Origin of the sequence: Streptomyces ardesiacus, assembly GCF_003112575.1 — a bacterium.
GTDB classification, from domain to species: Bacteria; Actinomycetota; Actinomycetes; order Streptomycetales; family Streptomycetaceae; genus Streptomyces; species Streptomyces ardesiacus.
The window spans coordinates 1,331,150-1,353,101 of the sequence record NZ_BEWC01000001.1; the positions used below are offsets into that span (position 1 = coordinate 1,331,150).

The window sequence follows — 21,952 nt, forward strand, 5'->3', positions numbered from 1 at the left end:
CGCCCCGGAACGGCCGCTTCCGGCCGATTCCGGGGCGGTGCGCGGCGTTTCCCGCCCGGCGCGGACGGCCGGCGCGCACAGTGGTGGCCATGACGACACCCGCACAGTCCCTCCGCTCCCTCGCCCGCACCCGGGCCTCCCTGGACGGCGAGGAGGTCACCTACTGGTGGTCCGGAAGCGTGTACTCCTGGGCGCCGGACGAGCCCTACGAGCGCCTCTTCGGCTTCGAGGGCGTCAACGTCGCCCGCCTGGTCCACGACGCCGAGGACGGCCCGGACTCCTACCGGCTGCTCAGCCGGGAGGCCGCCTTCTACCTCGACCCGGTCACCGGCGAGATCCTGGAGACCTGGCGGGACCTGCCGGTGGTGCACGTCTGGAACGATCCGGCGAACCAGAGGTGGCGCCCCTTCCCGGTCCCGACGACCGACCTCGGCGGGCAGGTCTGCTTCAGCCTGGAGATCCCGCTCTCCTACCCCTCGCCCCTGCCGCCGGCCCAGTACCCCCTGCACTCGGCCGGCGACACGTACCGGGCGCTCGAACTCTTCCAGTTCTTCGCCCACCGCGCGGACCTGGACGGACCGGCGCCCGGTGTCCCGGCCACCATGTCGTGGACCCGGATGTCGCCGTGGGTCCCGTGGATGGCCCCCGGCGGGCGGCCCGGCGGCCTCGCCTACCACTGCCGGGGCCGCAAGCTCGGCGCGTACACCGAGGTCCCCGGCCGCACCCGCGCCCACATCGCCGGCCACCACCCGGAATTCGCCCGGGCCCCGGAGCGGTGGAGCGAGCCGAACGAGACGAGCTGGACGTACTTCCGCAGGCTCAACCCGCCCGTGTGAGGAGCATGAGTCCGGCCGCACAGCGGTGAGCGTTTTATGGTGTATTGATGCGATACGTCCCCAGGTGGGTCCTGCTCTCGTCGGGATGCGCCCCCGTCCTGCTGACCGCGGGCTGGGCCGGCGCGGCGCGGTTCGAAGGGTCCTCCTACGACCCGGTCACCGAGACGATCAGCGTCCTGGGGTCCTACGGCGCCGCCGGGTTCTGGGTGATGACGGCCGGGTTCCTGGCGCTGGGCGTCTGCCATCTGCTGACCGCGTGGGGGCTGCGGGTGGCAGCCCTCGCCGGACGCCTCGCGCTGGGCGGCGGCGGCCTGGCCGCGCTGGTTCTGGTGGCGCTCCCCGCGCCCAGCAGCGGGGGCTCCCTGCGTCACGGAGCCGTGGTGGTGGTCGGGTTCACGCTCCTCGCGGTGTGGCCGGTGCTGGCCGCCCACGGGGGATCGGCCGTTCCCTGGGCGCTGCGCCTCGCGCCCTCGCTCCTCGCCACCGCCCTGATGGCCGCCGGCGGCGTGTGGTTCCTGATCGAGATGCAAGGGCACGGTCACGCCGGCGTCGCCGAACGGGTCGTCACCTCCTTCCAGTCGGTGTGGCCCTTCGTGGTGGCCGCCTCCTGCCTCCACCACGCCCGCCGCCGGGCCTGACCTCCGTTCCGCGCGCGCTCAGCGCCGCGCCAGCACCAGCAGACTCAGCCCGAACATCAGGACGCCCAGGGGGAGATGGACCGACGGGACGTGCGCGATGCCGAGCACCACCTGGACCGAGGCGAGGGCGAGGAAGCCGCAGGCCTGCCACACGGGCGTGACCGGGCCGCCGCCCGGCTTCCACGCCAGTACCGCCGCGAGCACGTACAGCATCGACGCCCCGTACATCACCCGCGCTCCGGCACTGTGCAGCGTCTCTCCGTAGGACGCGGTCAGCAGCAGTCCGGCGGAGACGGCCTGGAGGAGGATGGTGAGTGTCTGCAGGGCCATCGCGATCCGCAGGAAAGAGAAGCGGCGCTGTGCCGTCACCTGGGTCGTCGTCATGCCACGGTCCCCTTTTCTACCCCCGTGGGGCAGTAGATCGATACGCTCTCACCAGCCCGACGACACGGGCCTGCGAAAGGTAAGGCGAGGAGGCGGTCGGGCATGGGCACGGCGGGGGCGGATACCGACGCGGCGGTCGGTGAAAGACGCCAACTGATCAACGTCGCCTACCGGTTGCTCGGCTCGCTGGCCGAGGCCGAGGACGCCGTGCAGGAGGCGTACGCGCGCTGGTACGCGCTGCCCCCCGAGCGGCAGGACGGGATCGCGTCCCCCGGAGCCTGGCTGACGACCGTGACCGGCCGCATCTGCCTGGACGTGCTCGGCTCCGCGCGGGCCCGGCGCGAACGCTACGTCGGAGCCTGGCTGCCCGAGCCGCTCCCCGACCACGCCGGGCGGGAGAACGGCCCCGGGGCCGATCCCGCCGACCAGATGGTCCTGGACGAATCCGTGTCCATGGCCTTCCTCGTCGTCCTGGAGTCGATGACCCCCGCCGAGCGGGTGGCGTTCGTGCTGCACGACGTCTTCCGCTACCCGTTCGCCGAGATCGCCGGCATCCTCGGGCGGACTCCCGCGGCCTGCAAGCAGCTCGCGGCGTCGGCCCGGCGCCGGGTGCGTGCCGCGCGGGCTCCGGCGACGGCGCAGGCCGTGCGGGCCGATGTGGTGCGGCAGGTCAAGGAGGCGTGGCAGACCCAGGACATCGCGGCCCTGGTCGACCTCCTCGACCCGGCCGCCGTCATGACCGCCGACGGAGGGGGCGTGGCCGGTGCCGCACTGCGCCCCGTCGAGGGCGCCGCGCGCATCGCCCGGTACATGGCGGCCATGGCCGAGAGGGCCCCGGGACTCGAACTGCTGGAGCGGTCGGTCAACGGCGCACCGGGCCTGGTGGCCCGGAGGGACGGTGCCGTGGCGACCGTGGCCGCGTTCGAGGTGGCCGGGGACCGCGTCACCCGGATCTGGGCGGTCCGCAATCCCGAGAAGCTGCGGCCGTGGGGCCGGCGGTGACCCGCCGCGCCGGTCAGATGCGCCAGGAACGGAGCGCTTCGGCGACGTCGTAGATGCTCAGCCGCGTCTCGCGGACCTTCTTGATCAGTTCGGACAGGGCCCCGTAGGGAGGGTCGATTCCCTCACCGGACTGGTCCATGTACTGACCGGTGACGAAGGCCGCGAAGAGGCTGTTGCGGTGGGGGAGCGGTTCGAGGCGCACGATGGTGTGCAGCAGGGCCGCCGCCCGCCAGGCGCTGTCGGGGTTGGAGGCGGCCAGCGTCGGCATGCGGGTCTTGTGCCGTGCCACGGCCGCGACCAGGGCCGAGTAGTCCGTGACCGACACGTCCTCGGTGTCGAGGGCGGCGTCCTGGACGTCCAGGAGCCACGGGACGTCGATGTACAGGGGTTCGCTCATCAGGCGGCGCTGGCTCCCTCGCCGCGCTGGGACGGCGGGATCTCGTCCGGGAAGGCCTCGTCGAACTCGGCGCGCAGCCGGTCCGCCCACGAGGCGGCGCCGGCGACGAACCGCTTGCGCTGCATCTCGCGGACGCCGAGGTCGTGCATGTACTGCTTGAGGCTCTTGCCCTCGGCCGCCGCGGCCGCGCGCACGCCTTCCATTTCTTCCTCGGTGAAGGTCACGTTCAGTGATGGCATACGGGCATGGTACCTACTCGGTACCTGAAGTGCGACTCGCCCGTGGCGACGGCCCCGCCGGGGCGCTCCGGCCCCCACGCCGCCGATCTTCTTCGCGAACGGCCGTAAACAACTGTCAAAGGCGTACAACCCCCCAAGGGGTGCAAAGGTCTCAACGGGTGGCTTCAGCAACACCATGGCGAAGCCGGGCGATTCACGGATCGAGGTGCCATGAAGCGTTCCATCCAGGCCGTAGGGGCGACGTTGACCGCCGTCGGAGCCATCGGGGCGGGGCTGTTGGTGACGGCTCCCACCGCCGGCGCGGCGACCACCGGGGCGACCGCGGCGTACAACGGAGTCTGCGGCTCCGGCTACAAGGTGGTGAACTCCATGCCGATCGGCAGTACCGGCACGGTGTACCTCACCTACAACTCGACCACGGGCAAGAACTGCACCGTGACCATCCGCAACACGACGGGCACGGCGACGTACATGGTGGCCTACGTGCGCAACGTCGACAGCAGCGAGGACCAGACCGACGCGGGGAACTACCGCTCGTACGCCGGACCGGTGTACGCGTTCGCACGCGGCGCCTGCGTGGAGTGGGGCGGCGTCATCGGCAACCAGCAGGCCTGGAACTACGGCTCCAACTGCGGCGCCCTGGCGGCCAAGGCGACAGGGCGGGACTGGTTCGCCGGCCGGAACTGAGCCGGCACCGCCGGCGGACCGGGGACGCCACCGTGCGGCGGGGTCCCCGGTCCGTGCGCGGGCCGGGAGGGGCGCCGCGACGCGCCTCAGGACGGCTTGCGCCACACCGAGACGTGCTTGGCGGAGTCCTGGGTGAACGGCGACCCGTCCCAGTCCCCGACGCGGCGCTCCAGTGCGAGACCGGCGATGCGGGCCATCAGGTCCAGCTCGGCCGGCCAGGCGTACCGGTGCCGGGAGTAGTCGCGGCGGTAGCGGCCGTCCTCCCCGTCGCGGGTGAAGTGGTGGGAGACGAGCATCTGCTCGACCAGGTCGAAGGTGTCGAGGCCCACATGCGGCTCGGAGACGTCGAACGGCACCGCGACCTGCCCGGGCGGCAGGAACCGCAGCGGTGGCACGCCCAGCTCGATGACGAACCGGCCGCCGGGGCTCAAGTGCCGTGCCGCGTTGCGGAAGCACTCGACCTGCTCGTCCTGTGTGAGCAGGTTGGTGATGGTGTTGTAGACGAGGTACACCAGGGTGAACTCGCCGGGGACGACCGTCGTGGCCATGTCCCCGAGGGAGACCGGCAGCGTCTCCTCGTCCACCTTGCGGCGCAGCACCGCCGCCATGTGCGCGGACAGTTCGATGCCCGCCACCGGCACGCCCCGCTTCCGCAGCGGGACGCCCACGCGTCCGGTCCCGATGGCGAACTCCAGTGCCCGGCCGTCTCCGGCGAGCCCGGTCAGGAAATCGAGGGCCGGTGCGAGGGCGGCGGCCGAGGAGTGCCCGGCCTCCTCGGCGTCGTAGCGGTCGGCGGTCTCTCGGGTCCACACTTCGCTGCTGGTCACGGACGGGCATTCTTCCGGGCGCGCGGCGCGGCTGTCGACGTCTTTTCGGCGGGCCGCGCCCGGTCCCCGCGCAGTCCGAGCAGGTAGGTCGCGGTCAGTGCCACGGCACGGTCCGTGTCCTCGGCCAGCTCTGCCAGGGCGGCGGACGCCCCGGGGCCGGGAATGCCCGCCAGCGCCTGGGTCAGCCGGCCGCGGGCGGCCGGTGGGGCGTCGCCGAGACGGCCGACGAGCAGCGCCGCGATCCGGTCGGCCGCCGCGGTGTCGCCCGCCAGCACGCTCAGGGCGTCGGCCGCGTCCGTGTCGTTCCTCCCCTCCACGACCATGTCGACGAGCGTCGGCACCGCCTCGGCCACGCCGCGCGCCCCCAGCGCCAGCGCGGCATACCCGCGCACCACGGTGTCGGGGCCTTCGAGGGCGTGCCGCAGCCGCGCCGCGGCCTCGTCGCCGGGCAGCTCGGCCAGGGCCTGCGCGGCGCGCCGGCGCACCGCGGCCACCGGCGAGCCGAGCCCCTCCGCCAGCAGGGCCGTGCCGTCGTCGCCCGAGCGCGCCAGCGCCCAGCGGAGGGCCCCGGCGACGTGGGGATCCGTCTCGCTCAGCACGGCCTCGACCAGGGCCGCCACCGGCACCGCCGCCTCGTGCACCGAGGAGAGGGCCGCCCGCTGGCGCGCGTCCGGGCTCTTCGAGCCCAGCGCCTGGAGGAGGGCGACCACCTGGAGGACGTCCTCCCAGTCGGCCGGACCGGCCGCGTCGATCCGGCCGAGCCGGGTGAGCAACTCGGTCTCGGCCGCGATGCGTTCGCGGGTCCGCCGGACCAGGTCGTCGACGAGCGCCGAGGGCGCGAAGCCCGGTTCGTCGAGCGCGCGCCCGATCTCGCGCAGCGACAGCCCCAGCGAGCGCAGGCTCTCGATGTGGAAGATCCGCCGGACGTCGTCCCGGGAGTACTCCCGATAGCCCGAGCCCGTACGGCCCGAGGGCCGTACCAGGCCGAGCGACTCGTAGTGCCTGAGCATGCGGGCACTGACCCCGGACCGTCGCGCCACCTCACCGATCAACACGCTCTATCGTCCCCCGCTGCCCGGTCCGCCGAGCGCCACGACGCGCTTCGCCTCCTCGATCGCCGACTCGAACCCGGCCTCGGGGTCGCGCAGCAGGCGCTGCGTGGCGAGGGCGTGGGCACCGACCAGCGGGTCCGACGCGCCCGCCGCCTCCTCCAGCACCGCCTCGCTCGCCCCGCCCAGGGCGACCAGGGCCCGGCTGAGACTCAACTGCGTCTGTCTCCCGCCGCGGCCCAGCTGGGTCGCCAGCGCCGCGGCCAGGGCGGCCTCCTCGCCCTCGGGGACGAGCACGACCGCGGTCCGCCAGGCGCTGCGCGCCACCTCGTCGTCCGCGTCGGACAGCACCGCCGGCGTGATCGCCGGCCACGCCGCCCGGTCCCCGATCTTGGACAGCGTGTGCAGCGCCTGGCTCCGCGCCTGCGGCCGTTGCGAGCGGACCTCGCGGACCAGCCGGGGGAGCGTCAAGGACACCGGGTGCCGGGTGAGCGCCCAGGTCAGCATGTCGCGGACGAAGAACTCCGGTTCGACGGCGGACCGCTCGACGAGCGTGTCCACGAAGCGCGGGTCCGGTGCCGTGCCGACGGCCAGGGCCGCCCGCAGCCGCACGGACGCGTTCCCGTCCTCCAGACCGCGAGCCGCCCGCACCGGGTCCGTCGTGTGTCCCTCCATGGTCATCGGGACCACCTCCTCGCAGCCGAGTGAAGACCCTGTCACCGTGTCAAGGTCAAAGAAGTGGTGGCCGGGGCGGCTCGTCGGGGGAGAAGATGGGTGCCATGACGGGAGAGAGTTCCGCGATCGACAGCACCAGGCCCAGCATCGCCCGCGTCTACGACTACCTGCTCGGCGGCAAGGACAACTACGCCGTGGACCGGGAGATCGGTGACGTGTTCAAACGCGACCTTCCCGGTTCGGTGGCGATCGCCTTCGCCAACCGCGCCGCGCTGGTCCGGGCCGTGGGGGAGATCGTGGCCACCACCGAGGTGCGGCAGTTCATCGACCTCGGCAGCGGCCTGCCCACCGCCGACAACGTGCACCAGGTCGCGCAGCGGCAGGCGCCGGACGCCCGGGTGGTGTACGTCGACACCGACCCCCAAGTACTGGTCCACGGGCGGGCGTTGCTGGAGGAGAACGACCGGACCCGGGTCGTGCCCCTGGACGTGCGCGACCCCGAGGGGATCAGGAACCACCCGGACACCCGTGAACTGATCGACTTCGACCGCCCCGTCGCCGTCATGTTCAGCGCCGTCCTCCACCACGTCAACGACGACGAGGACCCCGCCGGGATCGTCCGCTACTGGCGCGACCACGTGCCCTCCGGAAGCTGCTTCTTCGTCAGCCACTTTCGTTCCGGGAACAACCCGGAGACCACGGAGGCCGAGAAGGTCCTCCAGGCGACGTTCGGCCGCGGCCGGTGGCGGACCGACGAGGAGATCGAGGCCCTGCTCGACGGCCTGGAGATCCTGGAGCCCGGGATAGTGCCGGCGCCCCGGTGGCGTGCCGGGGCGGCCGGCACCGCGTGGAACGACGGCGGGGTGCGGGAGCTGACCGTGTGGGAGCGTCTCATCGCCGCCGGAATGGCCCGCAAGCCGTGATCCGGCGGAGGCGAGGCTCAGTCGAGGCAGAACTCGTTGCCCTCGACGTCCTGCATCACGATGCACGACTCGTTCTCCTCGTCGGCGAGCAGGACCCGCTGCTGCACCGCACCGAGCGCGACCAGCCGCGCGCACTCGGCCTCGAGCGCGGCGAGGCGCTCCTCACCCACCAGCCCGGTGCCGGCCCGCACATCGAGGTGGACCCGGTTCTTGACGGTCTTCCCCTCGGGCACGCGCTGGAAGTACAGGCGCGGGCCCACCCCTGAGGGGTCACTGCACGCGAACCAGGCGTCCCGTTCCCCGGGAGGCAGGGAGCGGTTGAACTCGTCCCACGTGGCGAACCCCTCGGGCGCGGACGGCGCGACGTATCCGAGTACCTCGCACCAGAAGCGGCCGACGCGCTCGGGCTGCGCACAGTCGAAGGTGATCTGGACCTGTCTGATCGACGACATCCGCGCACCTTAGCAGGGATGCCGCGTCGACCGGTGCCCCTTTGTCCGGGCCCGAACCCCCTTGCGGCGGGCGGATTTCGGGACACCGCCGAACAATTCACGGCACCCTTGGTCCCATGGCTCGAATCGGCTTCTGTCAGCCGAGCGGCAGCGACTACGGTGGCCCAGGCCCGGGTGATCGGTGGGACCGCCCGTGCGCCGGGCGACCCGGGGGAGTGGACGAGAACGTGGGAGAGTACGACAGGTCCCCCGGGGGTGGCGGACGTGCGACGGGCCCGCGCGAGCCGGTGCTGCCGCCGTCGCTGCGCGGCCTGCTCGGGATCGTCGCGTCCGTCGCCGCGCTGGTGGTCCTCGTCCTCGGGGCCACGTACGCGGGCGACCGCGAACCCGGCCCGACGGACGCGCGGATCTTCGCCGCGGTGGACGGGGTGGGCGCGCCGTGGCGGCACGTCGCCGTGGCCACGGACTTCCTCGGCGAGCCCGTGGGAGCCGTGCTGCTGGTCACGGCCCTGGTGACCGGCTGCCTGCTGCTGCGGCACCCGCGCGCCGCGGTGTTCCTCGTGACCGGCTCCGGTCTGACCGTGGGGACGACGGCCCTGCTCAAACCCGTGGTGGGACGCACCATCCACGGCGACAACCTGTCCTTTCCGAGCGGACACACCGCCTTCCTCACGGCCCTCGCCCTCATGGTGTCGCTGCTCGCGGCCGACCGGCTCGGTCTCGGCAGGGCGGCGGGCACGTCCCTCGTGTGCGCCGCGGGGCTGGTGGCCGGCGCGGTCATGGGCTGGGCGCAGGTCGCGCTGGGCTCCCACTACGCGACCGACACCCTCGGCGGCTGCTGCACCGCGCTCGCGGTGCTGCCGGTGAGCGCGTGGCTGGTCGACCGGACCGGTGACCGGCTGGCCCTCCGCAGGGCCGCCGGACCGGCCGGCCCCGAGGACGAGCGGAGCGTCGACGCCGGCGGGCAGCGGCTGCGCTGACACCGCGTCCGGTCACGTCGTCCCCCTCCGCCGTCCCCCTCACGTCACGCCAGGCGCCGGAAGACGGGCTTCACCGCCCGTCCGCCCATCCACGGCGCCGGGTCGGCGGCGTCCAGCGCCTTCCGGTACACCGCGCAGGCCTGCGCCACCACGTCGACCGTCCGGTCGATGTCGGCCTCGGTGAGCGCGCTGCTCACCACGAACGACGGGGCCAGCACCCCGCCGGCGAGGAGCCGGCGCAAGAACAGGGTGCGGTACTCCTGCGACGGCCGCCGGTGCTCGTCGAGGGTGGCGAAGACCAGATTGCTGGCCCGGCCCCGGACCACGACGTGGTCGCCCACGCCCATTCCGGCCGCCGCCTCGCGGACACCTGCCGCCAGCCGCTCCCCGAGGGCGTGCAGCCGCGCGGTGACGCCCTCCTCGGCATAGGTGGCCTGCACCGCCATCGCGGCCGCCAGCGCGTGCGTCTCCGCACCGTGCGTCGTGGACAGCAGGAACACCCGCTCGTCCGAGTGACGCAGCCCGCCCCGTTCCATCAGCTCGCGGCGCCCGGCCAGCGCCGAGACGGCGAACCCGTTGCCCAGCGCCTTGCCGAACGTGGACAGGTCCGGGACCACGCCGTACAGGCTCTGCGCTCCCGCCTCCGACCAGCGGAAACCGGTGATCATCTCGTCGAAGACGAGGACGCAGCCGTACCGGTCGGCCAGGGCGCGCAGACCGGCGAGGTAACCGGGCGGCGGCTCCGTGTGGGTGGCCGGTTCGAGGACCAGGCAGGCCACCTCGTCCCGGTACCGGGTGAGCACCTCCTCCGTGGCGGCCAGGTCGCCGTACGGGAACGCCACGGTGAGCCGGTCGGTCTCCGCCGGGACACCCGCGGACATCGGCGTGGTGCCGATGAACCAGTCGTCGACGGAGAAGAACGGATGGTCGGCGCAGACGGCCACCCGGGGCCGTCCGGTGGCGGCACGGGCCAGGCGGACCGCGGCGGTGGTGGCGTCGGAGCCGTTCTTCGCGAACTTCACCATCTCGGCGGTCGGCACCGTCGCCAGGAACCGCTCCGCCGCCTCCACCTCCACGACCGAGGGCCGGACGAAGTTGCTGCCCCGGTCGAGCTGGCGCCGCACGGCCTCGGTCACCCGGGGATGGGCGTGGCCGAGACTGACCGACCGCAGGCCCGAGCCGTACTCGATGTACCGGTTGCCGTCGACGTCCCACACGTGGGCGCCGCTGCCGTGGCTGATCACCGGGGCCAGGTCCTGCGGGTACTGGTCGTCGCCCTTGGCGTAGGTGTGCGCACCCCCCGGGACCAGGGCGTGCAGCCGCTCGTTCGCCTGCCGCGACCGGGGCAGACCCGGCTCCTGCGCGTTCACTTCGGGCTTCCCTCCTCCCTCTGCTTGAGGACCTCCGCCAGGCTCGGCGCCCGCCGGTCCCGCTCCGACACCGAGGTGACCGGCAGCGGCCAGTCGATGGCGAGGTCCGGGTCGTCGAAGGCGATCGTCACGTCCTCGGCGGGATCGTGCGGGCGGTCGATCCGGTACGACACGTCCGAGACGTCCGTCAGCGACTGGAAGCCGTGCGCACACCCCGCGGGGACGTAGAGGGTCGCCTGCGTCTCGCCGGACAGTTCGAAGAAGGCCCGGCCCAGGTAGGTGGGCGAGTCGGGGCGCAGGTCCACGACGACGTCGAAGATCCTGCCGTACGAGCACCGCACCAGCTTGGCCTCGCCCGCCCCGGAGCGCAGGTGCAGGCCGCGCAGCACGCCCCGGACCGAGCGGGAGACGCTGTCCTGGACGAAGGCGGCCGGGTCGAGACCCACCGAGCGGACCACGTCGGCGTCGAAGGTGCGGCAGAAGAAGCCGCGTGCGTCGGCGTGCGGCGTCGGCTCGAACAGGTGGGCGCCGGCGATCTGGGGAACTTCTTTCGCCTTCATGGTGTCTCCCGCGGGGCATCGGTACGGCCGGCCGCCGGGAACAGCGCCGCGGCCAGGTCGGTGAACTGCTGCTCGACGCGCCGGGCGACGGCCAGATTGCGCTCGGCCAGCGTCCGCCGCAGCCGGGCCGAGTCCCGCTCCAGCTCGCGGAACTGTGCGAGCAGCCGGTCCGCGTCGGCCTCGCGGACCGGGTGGCAGTACGCGCCCAGCCCCATCTCGGCCATGACCGCGTCGCTCTTCGCCGAGTAGCTGAGGGCGAGCGTCGGTGTGCCGGTCTTCAGGGCGCAGACGATGTTGTGGTAGCGGGTCGCCACCACACTGTCGGCACACGCCGTCTCCTTCATCAGGTCGGCCAGCGAGGCGGCCTCGGCGACGGTGACCAGCGGCGAGCCCACCGCGTCGACGATCGCGGCCGCCACCGGCCGGTCGAGTTCGTCGCCGGTGAGCAGCCGCACCGGCCGGCCCTCCGCGACCAGCGCGCGCACGAACCGCGTGGTCCCGTCGAGGTAGCGCCGGTGGATCTCCTCGGCCCGGTCGCGTTCGTCGTTGCTCCCGTGGAAGTCCATGACACCGACGCAGACCGGCCCCGGCAGGCCCGCGGACTCGTTCGCCGACGGCGACGGCAGGGCGAACACGAGGTCCGCGTAGACCTCGTTGCGCCCGGTGTCCACCCCCATCGCCCGCATCGCCTCGCGCGACTGGACGTCCCGGTAGGAGCAGTAGGCGGCCAGCCGCGTCGACCAGCGGGTCAGGAACCGGGTCGGCCGGTTGCCGATGCGGCCCGCCCCCACGCTGACCAGGGCGACCCGGGTGCCGAACAGCCGGCCCGTCAGGCAGAGCAGGAACAGTGAGTACGGAAAGCCCCACGGCCGCAGGGGCAGCGTGGTCTCCAGGACACCCGTGCCCGGCACGATCACCGCGTCGTGCCGGCGCACCCAGGCGGCGGTGCGGACGACGTCGACGAGCTTGCCGAGCCCCTTGCCCGCGACCGCGCTCGCACGGGAGGCGGTCCGGTACTCCCCGCGGTACCAGTTCAGCCGCGTCGCCGGTATCCCGTACCGGGTGGCGACGGTCTCGGGACCGCCGCACATCGCGTCCACCGCCGCCCCGGGGCGCGTGGCACGAAGGTGGTCGAGCACGGCCTCCAGCGACCCGTCGTTACCACTGTTGCCGGCGCCGAACAGGCCGAACAGGCCCACGCGCAGCGGAGTTTCGTCGGAAGTCATGCCTGCCTCTTCTCGCGGCCGGCGACGAGGGCGTCGACGGAGACGGTGAGCCGGCCGGGGCCGACGGGGGTACGGTCCTCGACCCGCTCGCCGGCGCCCGGCCGGACCCGGCTGGTCATCCACGCGGCCAGATGCCGGTGGCACGCGCGCCGGTCGGCCGAGGACAGCGGGGCCCGCCCGATCGCGGAGACGAAGCCCCAGACGTACTCGGCGAGCAGGCGCGGCGTCGGGTGCAGCGGACCCGCCCGGCGCGGATCCAGGTTGACGCACCGGGAGCGCTTGGAGGGGTTGGCCCGCTCCGCACGGGTGGGGTGGTCGCGGCGGAAGTACAGCAGCTCCGGAACCTGGTGGAAGCGCCCGTGCAGGGTGATCTCGGCGACGAAGGTGCGGTCCGCGTGGTGGTAGCTGTCGTGCGGCTTGACCCGGCGCAGCACGTCGGCCCGCATCACCCCGTAGAAGTCGTCGCCCCCGGGCTCGAACAGCAGGCTGCGGAAGCGCTCGGGAGCGCGCGGCGAGTCGGTGGCGAGGCCGTACTCGTAGGGGACCTTCACCTTGCCGTCGCCGTCGATGACCGCCTGGCCGCTGTGCGCCAGCACCACGTCCGGCCGCTCGTCCAGGGCTTCTACGCAACGGCGCAGCAGGTCCCGGGCGTAGAGGTCGTCGTGCGAGGCCCATTTGAACAGCTCCCCGCGGCACTGGGTGAACACGTAGTTGTGGTTGGGGGCGGCGCCGACGTTCCGGGGCAGCCGGATGTACCGGATGCGGGAGTCCTGTGCTGCGTACCGGCGGCAGACGTCCTCGGTGCCGTCGGTCGACGCGTTGTCGGAGATCACCAGTTCGAAGTCCTCGTAGGTCTGCCCGAGGAGAGCGTCCAGCGACTCGGCCAGGTACTCCTCGCCGTTGTAGACGGGAAGGCCGACGCTCAGCCGGGGGTGGGGGGTCATGTGGTCCTCACTTCGGGAAGGGGATGGTGGTCGCGCTCGCGCAGGGCGGCCCGCAGGTGCAGCCACCACGCGACCGAGCCGCAGACGGACGCGGCGGCGGCACCCCAGGCCGAGCCCACGGTGCCGCCCGCGACCGCGCCGCCGAGCCCGCCGGCGACGTAGCAGGCGGAGGCGAACAACTGGCAGCGCAGACTGCGCCGGGCCGCGGCGAGCGCCCGCAGTCCGGCCGCCGCGCCGGTGCCCAGCCCGGCGCCCGCGACGCTGAGCGTGACCGGCACGATCAGCTGCGAGGAGGCGCTCCAGACGTCGCCGAGGACGAGCTCGCCGAGCCGGTCCGGCACCAGCAGCAGCGCCGCGCCCCACAGCAGCGCGGCGACGGTCTGCCCGGCACCGAGCAGGAAGCAGAACTTGCCCAGCCGCTCCGGGGCCTGCCGCAGCACCCGCGCCGACTCCGCCACGGTGACCAGCGACAGCCCCATCAGCAGCGCGAGGAACGGGCCGAGCAGCAGCTCCGCGCCCCGGATCACGCCCACCGCGCCGACCCCGACGATCGCGCCGAGCCCGTACGCCCGTATCTGGCTCGCACCGCTGACGCCGACGTTCTCGACCAGGTACCGGTAGCCCAGGTCGCGGTGGTCGCGGTGCCACTCGCGTGCCCCGGTCACCCTGGGGCGGACGCCCGACTGGAGGCAGCCGTACAGCGCGGCCACCGCGGCGGAGCCGCCCCAGGCGAGGAGGAAGGCCGTCACGCTGCCCACCTGGGCCGCCACCACCATCGCCGGGACGAGCGCCACCGCCCACACGACGTCGTTGACGAACGCCTTGCGCCCGACACCGGCGGCGAAGAACGAGTACCGCCAGGCGTCCTGCAGCAGCAGCCCCGGCAGGACGACGCCGAGGGCGGCGAACGCGGCGCCCACCTGGCCGCCGATGCTCAGACCGGCGACCAGGGACACCGTGCCGATACAGGTGCCGACGAGGAGCGCGGCGCCCGAGGAGCGGGCCACCGCACCGCGCCAGGAGGCCTCCGGCACGGCGCTGAAGCGGACCACGAGCGGGTCGGTGGCCAGCCCCCGGGAGACGTTGAGCACCACGCCGTACGTCACCCAGGCCAGGCTGAACACGCCGAACGCGGTCAGCCCCAGCGAGCGGGCCACGTAGATGCCCACCAGGAAGTTGGACAGGCTGGAGGCCGCCTGGTCGGCCAGCCCCCAGGACAGCCTGCCGACGACGCCCCGCCGGGCGGATCCCGCCGCTGCCGTGGACTTCTCCCCCTCGACGGTCATCTGCGTCACGCCTTGATCAGCCCGGCGCCGTGCAGGGCGTCGGCGGCGGCGGCGACGGTGTCGAACGGCAGGCCGGAGCGCTCGGCGACGTCCAGCAGCGCGTGCGTGCCGTCGGAGAGGCTGAGCACCCACAGCATGGCCATCTGGGCCTCCTTCGCGTCGCTGCGGCCGCCGAGCGAGCCGTACAGCCCGCGCCTGCCCAACTGCGGTTCCCCGTACGGACTGAGGTTGACGTACCGCCGGTTGCGGTCGAGCAGGGAGAACGCCTCGCGGCACACGGCGAGGGTGTCCGCCATCGCCGCCGGGGAGACGAAGTCCAGGTCGTCCGCCGAGGTGTGGTACTCGGGGTAGCCCGCGTACGGGGTCCGGGTGAGCGAACCCACGCCGAGGTCGAAGCCGGGCGAGCAGTACTGCCGCTCGTCGTAGCCGTACGGGGTGAACTCCGTGATCCGGTGCGGGCGTCCGGAGGCGTCGAGCACGTGCCGCAGCACCCGGTCGATCTCCGCGTCCCCGCGCCTGCTCTGCTTGTAGGTGAGGTCGCCGGGGTCGCCCGCGCAGGCCAGCACGAGGCCGTGCTTGACGCGTTCCACCCGCTCCCTGTTGCGGGCCAGCCAGGTGATCGCCCCGATGGTCCCGGGCGCGAAGACGAACCGGTAGGTGTAGTACGGGTTCTGCTCGGCCAGCGCCCGCGCCAGGAACACCGCCACCGCGATGCCGGCCAGGTTGTCGTTGGCCAGCGACGGGTGGCAGACGTGGCAGGAGACGAGCACCTCGTCGGGCACCCGCCCCGGGACCACGTGCTCGGCGTAGGTGAGGTGGCCGTCGGCCAGCGTGGAGTCGATGCGGACCTCGTAGTCGCCCTCCGCCATCGCGTCCAGCGTCCGCTGGGCCAGGCAGAAACCCCACCGCTCCTCGTAGTAGCTCGTGCGGTACGGCACCAGGGACGGCTGCTCCGGCAGGGTGTGCAGGTGCTCGCGCAGCTCGGCCAGCGACATGGTCGCCGACACCGGGACGCTGTAGCCCAGCACATGGAGGCTGGACGCGGCGAAGTCGACGACCCGGCGGCCGGCCGCGTCGGCGACGTACGCGTCCCGGACGTTCCACTCCTTGGGCACCGTCCAGTCCAGCACCTGGGTGCCGGTCGGTACCTCGTGCACGTGCAGAGGGATGTACTCGTCGACGATCCGCAGGGTGGCACGCACACCGTCGCCCGTGATGCTCCGGCACAGCGGGTACATCCGCTCCACCAGCGCGTACATCTCCTCCCCGGACTCGGTCATCGGCGCCACCGCAGGGTGTCGTCGACGACGCCGGCCTCCGAGGCCCCGCGCAGCACGGCCAGGCGGGTGAAGCGCCGCTCGAAGTCCTCCCGGGTCAGCCCGTGCTCGCGGTAGGCGTCGGCGAGCTCCAGCGCGCCCTGCTTCACCGTCCACGCGCAGTCGAAGCCGGGGACCGCGGCCCGGAACCGGGAGAAGTCCACCCGGTAGGAGCGCGGATCGGCACCCGTCTCCCCGGTGATCACCACCTTCGAACCGGACACCGCGGCGGCGACCTCCTCCGCGATCTCGGCGACCGTGACGTTGTTGACCTCGCTGCCGATGTTGAACGCCCGGTCGTGCACGGCCTCCCGCGGCGCGACCAGCGCGGCGGCGAAGGCCCGCGCGATGTCGGCGGCGTGCACCAGCGGACGCCACGGAGTGCCGTCGGAGAGCACCAGCACCTCGCCGGACAGCAGCGCGTGACCCACCAGGTTGTTCAGCACGATGTCCGCGCGCAGCCGGGGCGAGTAGCCGAAGGCGGTGGCGTTGCGCATGTACACCGGGCTGAAGTCGCCGTCGGACAGCGCGTGCAGGTCGTCCTCCACCCGCACCTTGGACTCCGCGTACGGCGTCACCGGGCGCAGCGGCGCGTCCTCGGTCACCAGCTCGTCGCCGCCCGCGGCACCGTAGACCGAGCACGTGGACGCGTACAGGAAACGCTGCACGCCCGCGTCCCGGGCCAGGCGGGCCAGGCGCACGGACGCGTGGTGATTGATGTCGTAGGTGAGCTCGGGCGCCAGCGAGCCCAGCGGGTCGTTGGAGAGCGCGGCCAGGTGGATCACCGCGTCCACCCCGGCCACGTGCTCGGCCGTGACGTCCCGCAGGTCCACCCGCCGCCCGGGCGGGTCGTCGGGCACCGGGCCCAGGACGCAGTCGGCGAACAGACCGGCGTCGAGGCCGACCACCTCGTGTCCGGCGGCCGTGAGGACCGGGGCCATCACGGTGCCCAGGTACCCCTGGTGTCCGGTGAGCAGTACGCGCAAGGTTCAACCCCCCAGGTTGAGAGTGAGTTTGGCGACGTCGAACGCCTCGGCGTAGCGGGCGTGGCACTCGATGCCGCGGATCCGGGCCAGCCCGAGGAAGGCCTCCCGGTCGTACCAGGGACGGTGCCGCTGCGAGGGGTAGTGCTCCTGCAGCAGCCGCACCTTCCGTTCGGCGATCTGTGGCGTCAGCGGCTGGTACGCCGACGGACGGCCGAGGTCGCCGTCCCACTTGACGATCTCGTAGCGCAGCACGAGATGGTCGCGGAACGCGGTGGTCATCAGCTTCGCCAGGCCGCGGTGGTCCTGGTGCGCGTCGTCGGTGCGCGGGGCCAGCACGAGGTCCGGATCGGTCCGCCCGCGCAGCTCCTCGACGGCGGCCTTGGCCTCCTCCCAGTGCGCCGGCACCCGGCCGTCCGGCAGCTTCAGCACGGTCAGCCGCAGGTCGGCGCCCGGACAGAAGGCGGCCAGCGCCGCCCGCTCCTCCCGCTCCCGGTCGCCGCCACCGCCGGAGAGCACCAGCGCGTCCACGCGCACCCCCGGCCGTGCCAGGCAGAGCGTCAGCAGGGTGCCGCCGGCGCCGATGGCGATGTCGTCGCAGTGCGCGCCCACCGCGACGACCCGGTCCGGGCGCCCGGCGCTGAGGTGCCTCACGCGCTCACCCCGGCGGCCGCACCCGCGCCGACCCGCTCCCACACGGCCCACGGACGCTCGCCCCGGGCATAGGCGGCGTCGAGCGCGGCCCGCTCCTTGACCGTGTCGGTCGGCTTCCAGAAACCCCGGTGCTGGTGCGCCACCAGCCGTCCGCGCTTGGCCAGTTGGGTGCAGCCGTCGGCGACCAGGTCCCCGTTCTCCGGTATGTGGTCGAAGACCTCCTGGCGGAGCACGAAGTAGCCGCCGTTCTCCCACAGCGGCAGATCGCTCACCGCCGTGATGCCCCCCACCAGGCCGTCCTCACCGAGGTCCACGCAGTGGAAGGAGGACTGCGGCGGCACGACCATCATCGACGCACCGGCGTCCCGGCGCGCGAAGGAGTCGATCATCTCGGGCAGCGGCGCGTCGGTGAGCACGTCGGCGTAGTTGGCGAGGAACATCTCGTCGCCGTCCAGGTGGTGCCGCACCCGGCGCAGCCGCTCCCCGATCGGCGACTCGATGCCGGTCTGGGCGAACGTGATCGTCCAGTCGGCTATGTCGGTGGACAGCAGCTCGGTCCGCCCGCCCCGCAGCACGAAGTCGTTGGACGTCGTCTCCTCGTAGTTGAGGAAGAAGTCCTTGATGTGATGCGCCCCGTAGCCCAGGCACAGGATGAACTCCTTGTGCCCGAAGTGCGCGTAGTAGCGCATCACGTGCCAGATCAGCGGCCGCGGGCCCACCATCGCCATCGGCTTGGGCACGTCGTCGAAGGCGCCCTCGCGCATCCGCATCCCGTAACCGCCGCAGAACAGTACGACCTTCATGCTGTGACCTTTCGGGACGGGCCCTCGACGACGCTCAGTTCCGGGACGGGGAAGACCAGCCGGCCGCCCCACTCGTGCACGAAGGCGAGCTGCTCGACCAGCTCGGCCCGCAGGTTCCACGGCAGGACCAGGACGTAGTCCGGCCGGTCGGCGGCGATCCGCTCGGGCGGCAGGACCGGAATGCGGGTGCCGGGGGTGAACCTGCCGTGCTTGTACGGGTTGCGGTCGACGGTGTACGGGAGCAGGTCGGGCCGGATGCCGCAGTGGTTGAGCAGCGTGTTGCCCTTGCCCGGCGCGCCGTAGCCCACCACCGTCTCGCCCCGCTCGGCCGCCTCGATCAGGAACCGCAGCAGGTCCCGGCGCACCTTGGCCACCCGGGCGGAGAACTCGGTGTACCCGGACAGTTCCCGCAGCCCGGCCGCCTTCTCCCGGTCCAGCACGTCCGCCACCCGACGGCCGGGCTCACCGGCCACCTCGGCCGGCCGCGCCCACAGCCGGATCGAACCCCCGTGCGTGGGCAGCAGCTCGACGTCCACGAGGGCGAGGCCGCCGCTGGCCAGCGCCCTGATCGCGGAAGCGACCGTGTAGTACTGGAAGTGCTCGTGGTAGATCGTGTCGTACTGGTTCTCCTCGATCAGCGTCAGCAGGTGCTGCACCTCGATCGAGACCCAGCCGTCGTCGGCGACCAGGGCGCGCAGCCCCTTGGTGAAGCCGATGACGTCCGGGATGTGCGCGTACACGTTGTTGGCCACGACCAGGTCCGCCGGTCCGTGCTCGGCGCGCACCCCCGCGCCGGTGTCCGGGCTCAGGAACTCCGTGAGCGTGGGCACGCCCGCCTCCCGCGCCGCCGCCCCGACGTTCACCGACGGCTCGATGCCCAGGCAGCGGATCCCGCGGTCCACCATGTGCCTGAGCAGGTACCCGTCGTTGCTCGCCACCTCCACCACGAAGGAGTCGGGACCGAGTCCCAGCCGCTCCGCGGCGCCGGTGACGAACGTCCGCGCGTGCTCCACCCAGGAGGTCGAGTACGACGAGAAGTACGCGTACTGCGTGAACGTGTCCTCCGGCGTGATCAGCGCGGGAATCTGCGCGAGCCAGCAGTCGGTGCACACCCGCAGGTGCAGCGGGTACGCCGGCTCCGGCCGGTCCAGTTCGTCCGCGGCGAGGAAGCTCTCGCACGGCGGTGTCGCTCCCAGATCGACGACGCTCTCCATCGCCGCCGAGCCGCAGAGTCGGCATCGTGTCATCTTCTGCCCCCATCCCCCCTGCCCGCGGGGGTGTCCCCGCCGCGAGCCGTTGCCGACCGCCCCGCGATCGCGGTGCGGTACCCCTCCAGCAGGCGCTCCAGCCCGACGGCCGGGCTGAAGCCCTGTTCGTAACGGCGCCGGGCCGCCAGGCCCATCTGCCGGTTGCGGCCGGGCTCGGCCGTGATCCGGCGCAGGCACGCGGCGAGCGAGGCGCTGTCGTCCGGCCGGTGCAGCAGCCCGGTCACCCCGTCCTCGACGAGCTCGACGAAGGCACCGTGCCCCGCGGCGACGGTCGGAACCCCCGCCGCCATGGCCTCCACGACCACCAGCCCGAACGCCTCCAGCCACGTCGAGGGCGCGACCACGGCCACCGACCGCGCCACCGCCCGACGGCACTGCTCCGGGTCGTACAGGCCGACGTACCGCACGTCGTCCCGGCCCGCCGCCCACGCGGTCACCTCGCGCTCCAGCGGACCGGCCCCGGCGACGACCAGCGGCACCCCGACGCCTTGGCCGGCGGCGATCTCGTCCCACGCCGCCATCAGCAGCCGCACCCCCTTGGCCTCCGCCAGCCGGCCCAGGTACAGCACGTGCTCGCCGGTGTCCGAGCGGCGGGCGTCCGGGTCGGGCACGAAGTTGTGCTTCACCGTCAGCCGCCCGGCCGGCATGCCCGCCGCGACCAGGATGTCGCGCTGCGCCGCCGAGATGCAGAAGAACCGCTCCACCCCCGACCACCAGCGCCGCCGGTTGGCCGACAGACTGACCGCGAGCGGCACCGTCGCCAGCCGCGAGTTCCGGTAGCAGCCGTGCCGCACGGCGGGCAGCGGCGTGCCCCCGACGCACTCGGTGCACGGCCGGCCCTCGCGCCGCAGCGTGCCGGGCGGGCAGACCTGCGTGTAGTTGTGCAGCGTGGCGACGGCCGGCACCCCCGCGTCGGCGCAGGCGGCCAGCACCGCGGGCGACAGGAGCGGGAAGACGTTGTGGACGTGCACCACGTCCGGCCGCTCGGCACGCAGCCGGGCCGCCAGCTCCCTGCGGACCGCCGGGTTCCACGGCACCAGGAGCGGCACCGCGGCCTTGCCGGGCAGGGACCGGCCGGCGATGTCGTCACTGCGCCGCTCGAACACCCCGACCCGGTGGCCGGCGCCGCGCAGCAGCTCCACCTCCTGGTCGACGACGTTGTTCTCGCCGCTCGGCTGGGCCGAGTTGTAGCGGTTGTGCACCACGACGACGTGCATGCTCAGGCCACCTCCGAGGTACGGGCCCAGCGCGGGACGCGGCGCCGAGGGGGTGCGGGGGCCGTCGGGAGTACGGCCGGGGCCGGTGGCGCCAGCAGGGAGGCGGCCACGGCCAGGTGCAGCAGGTACGGCGAGGCGTCGCCGAGACCCGCCTCCGTGTACGAGGCGAGGGCGCAGTAGCCGATCAGGAAGATCGCGCAGGCCCTCGCCGGCGACGGCGGCCGCAGCAGCGCGACGCCGCCCAGCACGGCGAGGACCGCGGCCACCAGCGCGACGCCGATCAGGCCCTGCTCGTGGTAGACGGCCAGCCAGCTGTTGTCGATCGGCAGGCCGTCGAACGACTTGTCGCCCAGACCCGTGCCGAACACCTTCTCCCCGGCCGTCCGGGGTGCCGCCAGCAGCGCGTCCCAGACCTTGGCCCGGCCGGTGAGATTGCTGAAGTTCTCCTCGCTCTGCCCCCGCAGGAACCACGCCTGCAGCGCCGAGGCGAACACCACGGCGGCCACCGCGGCGCACAGCACCGCCCAGGAGAAGAACCGCCGGGCGGCGGCACTGGTCAGGGTGAGCGAGCCGATCGCCAGCGCCAGGCCGACGAGCAGCCCCAGCGTGGCCGTACGGGTGTGCGTCAGCAGCAGCAGGACGAGCGAGGGCACGATCACCAGGGCCGCGCTGCGCCGGTCGGTACGGCCGCCGAGCAGGAGCAGCACCGACAGCCCGATGATCACCGCGGCGTACTGACCGATCTGCGGCGGGGTCAGCGGCCACAACGCGCCGACCAGCCGCCCGCCGTACAGGTCCGGCATGGCCGCCCCCGGAGAGACGAGCGCACCGGCGGCCACCGAGCACAGGACCACGAAGTACCACCGGATGTGGTGCCGTACGAACGTCGTGCCACCGTCCCACCAGCGGCTGAGCAGCCACAGGGTGCCGGCGAAGAGGGCCAGCCGGGCGCAGCGGAACAGCGCGCCGAGCCCGGACTGCAGGTCGGCACTGGAGATCACGCTCGGCACCAGCAGCAGGGTGAGCAGGAGCAGGTAGGCGCTGGGACGCACGCGCAGCCGGAGATTGAGCGCGAGCGCCAGCGTGAACGCGAGCGCCAGCGCGCCCATGGTCACCATCTGGATCAGCGAGCGGGGCAGCGGGACGACGGTCTCCGCCCCCGTGGAGCCCAGCGTGTTGAGGACCAGCAGTCCCCAGGCGGTCCCGACCAGCTTCGGCGTGCGGTCCCCGGCCATC

At 73.2% G+C, this 21,952-nt stretch carries 25 protein-coding genes; 6 read left to right on the plus strand and 19 right to left on the minus strand.

Annotated elements, in window-relative coordinates:
- Nucleotides 1-89: 89 nt before the first annotated feature.
- Both Sdi02f_RS05770 and Sdi02f_RS05775 read left to right on the plus strand, forming a co-directional pair.
- Nucleotides 90-836 (plus strand): DUF1838 family protein, encoded by a 747-nt coding sequence (locus tag Sdi02f_RS05770; protein WP_108932798.1) that lies wholly within the window; start codon nucleotides 90-92, stop codon nucleotides 834-836.
- A 47-nt stretch (nucleotides 837-883) separates the two neighbouring features.
- Nucleotides 884-1,474, plus strand: coding sequence for a DUF998 domain-containing protein (locus Sdi02f_RS05775; protein ID WP_108932799.1), 591 nt, complete (start codon nucleotides 884-886; stop codon nucleotides 1,472-1,474).
- A gap of 18 nt (nucleotides 1,475-1,492) precedes the next feature.
- Here the strand turns inward: Sdi02f_RS05775 and Sdi02f_RS05780 are convergent, their stop codons facing one another.
- A complete protein-coding gene (locus Sdi02f_RS05780) occupies nucleotides 1,493-1,858 on the minus strand; it encodes a hypothetical protein (protein WP_030401247.1) in 366 nt (121 codons plus the stop codon).
- Between the two features lie 102 nt (nucleotides 1,859-1,960).
- Between Sdi02f_RS05780 and sigJ the strand changes: the two genes are divergently transcribed.
- Nucleotides 1,961-2,860 (plus strand): RNA polymerase sigma factor SigJ, encoded by a 900-nt coding sequence (sigJ, locus tag Sdi02f_RS05785; RefSeq protein WP_108932800.1) that lies wholly within the window; start codon nucleotides 1,961-1,963, stop codon nucleotides 2,858-2,860.
- A 13-nt stretch (nucleotides 2,861-2,873) separates the two neighbouring features.
- Here sigJ and Sdi02f_RS05790 read toward each other — a convergent pair whose 3' ends face one another.
- Nucleotides 2,874-3,257, minus strand: a complete 384-nt coding sequence (locus tag Sdi02f_RS05790; RefSeq protein ID WP_030401245.1) for a hypothetical protein — start codon at nucleotides 3,255-3,257, stop codon at nucleotides 2,874-2,876.
- Nucleotides 3,257-3,496, minus strand: coding sequence for a hypothetical protein (locus tag Sdi02f_RS05795; protein WP_030401244.1), 240 nt, complete (start codon nucleotides 3,494-3,496; stop codon nucleotides 3,257-3,259). Before Sdi02f_RS05795 ends, Sdi02f_RS05790 begins: the two co-directional genes overlap by 1 nt.
- 222 nt (nucleotides 3,497-3,718) lie before the next feature.
- On the opposite strand from Sdi02f_RS05795, the gene Sdi02f_RS05800 reads away from it, so the two are divergent.
- Nucleotides 3,719-4,183: a hypothetical protein gene (locus tag Sdi02f_RS05800; protein WP_030401243.1), complete on the plus strand. Its 465-nt coding sequence runs from the start codon at nucleotides 3,719-3,721 to the stop codon at nucleotides 4,181-4,183.
- Between the two features lie 86 nt (nucleotides 4,184-4,269).
- Here Sdi02f_RS05800 and Sdi02f_RS05805 read toward each other — a convergent pair whose 3' ends face one another.
- Genes Sdi02f_RS05805 through Sdi02f_RS05815 form a run of 3 tightly spaced genes read right to left on the minus strand, consistent with a single transcriptional unit; the run spans nucleotide 4,270 to nucleotide 6,740 of the window.
- Nucleotides 4,270-5,010: a class I SAM-dependent DNA methyltransferase gene (locus Sdi02f_RS05805; protein WP_108932801.1), complete on the minus strand. Its 741-nt coding sequence runs from the start codon at nucleotides 5,008-5,010 to the stop codon at nucleotides 4,270-4,272.
- Nucleotides 5,007-6,065: a MerR family transcriptional regulator gene (locus tag Sdi02f_RS05810; RefSeq protein ID WP_078869417.1), complete on the minus strand. Its 1,059-nt coding sequence runs from the start codon at nucleotides 6,063-6,065 to the stop codon at nucleotides 5,007-5,009. Before Sdi02f_RS05810 ends, Sdi02f_RS05805 begins: the two co-directional genes overlap by 4 nt.
- 3 nt (nucleotides 6,066-6,068) lie before the next feature.
- Nucleotides 6,069-6,740, minus strand: coding sequence for a HEAT repeat domain-containing protein (locus tag Sdi02f_RS05815; protein ID WP_055468753.1), 672 nt, complete (start codon nucleotides 6,738-6,740; stop codon nucleotides 6,069-6,071).
- 98 nt (nucleotides 6,741-6,838) lie between these two features.
- Here Sdi02f_RS05815 and Sdi02f_RS05820 point away from each other — a divergent pair, with 98 nt between their 5' ends.
- Nucleotides 6,839-7,657, plus strand: coding sequence for an SAM-dependent methyltransferase (locus tag Sdi02f_RS05820; RefSeq protein WP_108932802.1), 819 nt, complete (start codon nucleotides 6,839-6,841; stop codon nucleotides 7,655-7,657).
- A gap of 17 nt (nucleotides 7,658-7,674) precedes the next feature.
- On the opposite strand, the gene Sdi02f_RS05825 is transcribed toward Sdi02f_RS05820, so the two are convergent.
- The gene (locus Sdi02f_RS05825; protein ID WP_030401238.1) at nucleotides 7,675-8,109 is read right to left on the minus strand and encodes a VOC family protein; all 435 of its coding nucleotides are present in this window, start codon (nucleotides 8,107-8,109) and stop codon (nucleotides 7,675-7,677) included.
- A gap of 227 nt (nucleotides 8,110-8,336) precedes the next feature.
- Here Sdi02f_RS05825 and Sdi02f_RS05830 point away from each other — a divergent pair, with 227 nt between their 5' ends.
- Entirely contained in the window at nucleotides 8,337-9,089 is a 753-nt protein-coding gene (locus tag Sdi02f_RS05830) for a phosphatase PAP2 family protein (RefSeq protein ID WP_438363734.1), read from the plus strand.
- Nucleotides 9,090-9,133: 44 nt separating this feature from the next.
- Here Sdi02f_RS05830 and Sdi02f_RS05835 read toward each other — a convergent pair whose 3' ends face one another.
- The 12 genes from Sdi02f_RS05835 to Sdi02f_RS05890 are packed head-to-tail and all read right to left on the minus strand — an operon-like array spanning nucleotide 9,134 to nucleotide 21,951.
- The gene (locus tag Sdi02f_RS05835) at nucleotides 9,134-10,459 is read right to left on the minus strand and encodes a glutamate-1-semialdehyde 2,1-aminomutase (protein ID WP_031185009.1); all 1,326 of its coding nucleotides are present in this window, start codon (nucleotides 10,457-10,459) and stop codon (nucleotides 9,134-9,136) included.
- On the minus strand, nucleotides 10,456-11,019 hold the full coding sequence (gene rfbC, locus Sdi02f_RS05840; RefSeq protein ID WP_031083916.1) for a dTDP-4-dehydrorhamnose 3,5-epimerase: 564 nt from the start codon (nucleotides 11,017-11,019) through the stop codon (nucleotides 10,456-10,458). The genes Sdi02f_RS05835 and rfbC overlap by 4 nt, the downstream gene beginning before the upstream one ends.
- The gene (locus Sdi02f_RS05845; protein ID WP_108932804.1) at nucleotides 11,016-12,245 is read right to left on the minus strand and encodes a polysaccharide pyruvyl transferase family protein; all 1,230 of its coding nucleotides are present in this window, start codon (nucleotides 12,243-12,245) and stop codon (nucleotides 11,016-11,018) included. Before Sdi02f_RS05845 ends, rfbC begins: the two co-directional genes overlap by 4 nt.
- Nucleotides 12,242-13,189, minus strand: a complete 948-nt coding sequence (locus tag Sdi02f_RS05850) for a glycosyltransferase family 2 protein (protein WP_108932805.1) — start codon at nucleotides 13,187-13,189, stop codon at nucleotides 12,242-12,244. Before Sdi02f_RS05850 ends, Sdi02f_RS05845 begins: the two co-directional genes overlap by 4 nt.
- On the minus strand, nucleotides 13,186-14,475 hold the full coding sequence (locus Sdi02f_RS05855; protein ID WP_108932934.1) for an MATE family efflux transporter: 1,290 nt from the start codon (nucleotides 14,473-14,475) through the stop codon (nucleotides 13,186-13,188). Before Sdi02f_RS05855 ends, Sdi02f_RS05850 begins: the two co-directional genes overlap by 4 nt.
- A gap of 5 nt (nucleotides 14,476-14,480) precedes the next feature.
- Nucleotides 14,481-15,755: a DUF4910 domain-containing protein gene (locus Sdi02f_RS05860; protein WP_031185006.1), complete on the minus strand. Its 1,275-nt coding sequence runs from the start codon at nucleotides 15,753-15,755 to the stop codon at nucleotides 14,481-14,483.
- A complete protein-coding gene (locus tag Sdi02f_RS05865; protein ID WP_030401230.1) occupies nucleotides 15,752-16,777 on the minus strand; it encodes an NAD-dependent epimerase/dehydratase family protein in 1,026 nt (341 codons plus the stop codon). Before Sdi02f_RS05865 ends, Sdi02f_RS05860 begins: the two co-directional genes overlap by 4 nt.
- Before the next feature lie 3 nt (nucleotides 16,778-16,780).
- Nucleotides 16,781-17,428, minus strand: coding sequence for a PIG-L deacetylase family protein (locus Sdi02f_RS05870; RefSeq protein WP_030401229.1), 648 nt, complete (start codon nucleotides 17,426-17,428; stop codon nucleotides 16,781-16,783).
- On the minus strand, nucleotides 17,425-18,231 hold the full coding sequence (locus Sdi02f_RS05875; RefSeq protein ID WP_030401228.1) for a glycosyltransferase family protein: 807 nt from the start codon (nucleotides 18,229-18,231) through the stop codon (nucleotides 17,425-17,427). Before Sdi02f_RS05875 ends, Sdi02f_RS05870 begins: the two co-directional genes overlap by 4 nt.
- Nucleotides 18,228-19,478, minus strand: coding sequence for a class I SAM-dependent methyltransferase (locus Sdi02f_RS05880; RefSeq protein WP_030401227.1), 1,251 nt, complete (start codon nucleotides 19,476-19,478; stop codon nucleotides 18,228-18,230). Before Sdi02f_RS05880 ends, Sdi02f_RS05875 begins: the two co-directional genes overlap by 4 nt.
- The gene (locus tag Sdi02f_RS05885) at nucleotides 19,475-20,716 is read right to left on the minus strand and encodes a glycosyltransferase (RefSeq protein WP_031083908.1); all 1,242 of its coding nucleotides are present in this window, start codon (nucleotides 20,714-20,716) and stop codon (nucleotides 19,475-19,477) included. Before Sdi02f_RS05885 ends, Sdi02f_RS05880 begins: the two co-directional genes overlap by 4 nt.
- 2 nt (nucleotides 20,717-20,718) lie before the next feature.
- On the minus strand, nucleotides 20,719-21,951 hold the full coding sequence (locus Sdi02f_RS05890; protein WP_030401225.1) for a membrane protein: 1,233 nt from the start codon (nucleotides 21,949-21,951) through the stop codon (nucleotides 20,719-20,721).
- Between the last annotated feature and the right edge of the window lies 1 nt (nucleotide 21,952).

Coding starts and splice junctions, on each gene's coding strand:
- Sdi02f_RS05770 (WP_108932798.1), top strand. CDS start 90: ATGACGACACCCGCACAGTCCCTCCGCTCCCTCGCCCGCACCCGGGCC.
- Sdi02f_RS05775 (WP_108932799.1), top strand. CDS start 884: ATGCGATACGTCCCCAGGTGGGTCCTGCTCTCGTCGGGATGCGCCCCC.
- Sdi02f_RS05780 (WP_030401247.1), bottom strand. CDS start 1,858: ATGACGACGACCCAGGTGACGGCACAGCGCCGCTTCTCTTTCCTGCGG.
- sigJ (WP_108932800.1), top strand. CDS start 1,961: ATGGGCACGGCGGGGGCGGATACCGACGCGGCGGTCGGTGAAAGACGC.
- Sdi02f_RS05790 (WP_030401245.1), bottom strand. CDS start 3,257: ATGAGCGAACCCCTGTACATCGACGTCCCGTGGCTCCTGGACGTCCAG.
- Sdi02f_RS05795 (WP_030401244.1), bottom strand. CDS start 3,496: ATGCCATCACTGAACGTGACCTTCACCGAGGAAGAAATGGAAGGCGTG.
- Sdi02f_RS05815 (WP_055468753.1), bottom strand. CDS start 6,740: ATGACCATGGAGGGACACACGACGGACCCGGTGCGGGCGGCTCGCGGT.
- Sdi02f_RS05820 (WP_108932802.1), top strand. CDS start 6,839: ATGACGGGAGAGAGTTCCGCGATCGACAGCACCAGGCCCAGCATCGCC.
- Sdi02f_RS05825 (WP_030401238.1), bottom strand. CDS start 8,109: ATGTCGTCGATCAGACAGGTCCAGATCACCTTCGACTGTGCGCAGCCC.
- rfbC (WP_031083916.1), bottom strand. CDS start 11,019: ATGAAGGCGAAAGAAGTTCCCCAGATCGCCGGCGCCCACCTGTTCGAG.
- Sdi02f_RS05845 (WP_108932804.1), bottom strand. CDS start 12,245: ATGACTTCCGACGAAACTCCGCTGCGCGTGGGCCTGTTCGGCCTGTTC.
- Sdi02f_RS05850 (WP_108932805.1), bottom strand. CDS start 13,189: ATGACCCCCCACCCCCGGCTGAGCGTCGGCCTTCCCGTCTACAACGGC.
- Sdi02f_RS05855 (WP_108932934.1), bottom strand. CDS start 14,475: ATGACCGTCGAGGGGGAGAAGTCCACGGCAGCGGCGGGATCCGCCCGG.
- Sdi02f_RS05860 (WP_031185006.1), bottom strand. CDS start 15,755: ATGACCGAGTCCGGGGAGGAGATGTACGCGCTGGTGGAGCGGATGTAC.
- Sdi02f_RS05875 (WP_030401228.1), bottom strand. CDS start 18,231: ATGAAGGTCGTACTGTTCTGCGGCGGTTACGGGATGCGGATGCGCGAG.
- Sdi02f_RS05880 (WP_030401227.1), bottom strand. CDS start 19,478: ATGACACGATGCCGACTCTGCGGCTCGGCGGCGATGGAGAGCGTCGTC.
- Sdi02f_RS05885 (WP_031083908.1), bottom strand. CDS start 20,716: ATGCACGTCGTCGTGGTGCACAACCGCTACAACTCGGCCCAGCCGAGC.
- Sdi02f_RS05890 (WP_030401225.1), bottom strand. CDS start 21,951: ATGGCCGGGGACCGCACGCCGAAGCTGGTCGGGACCGCCTGGGGACTG.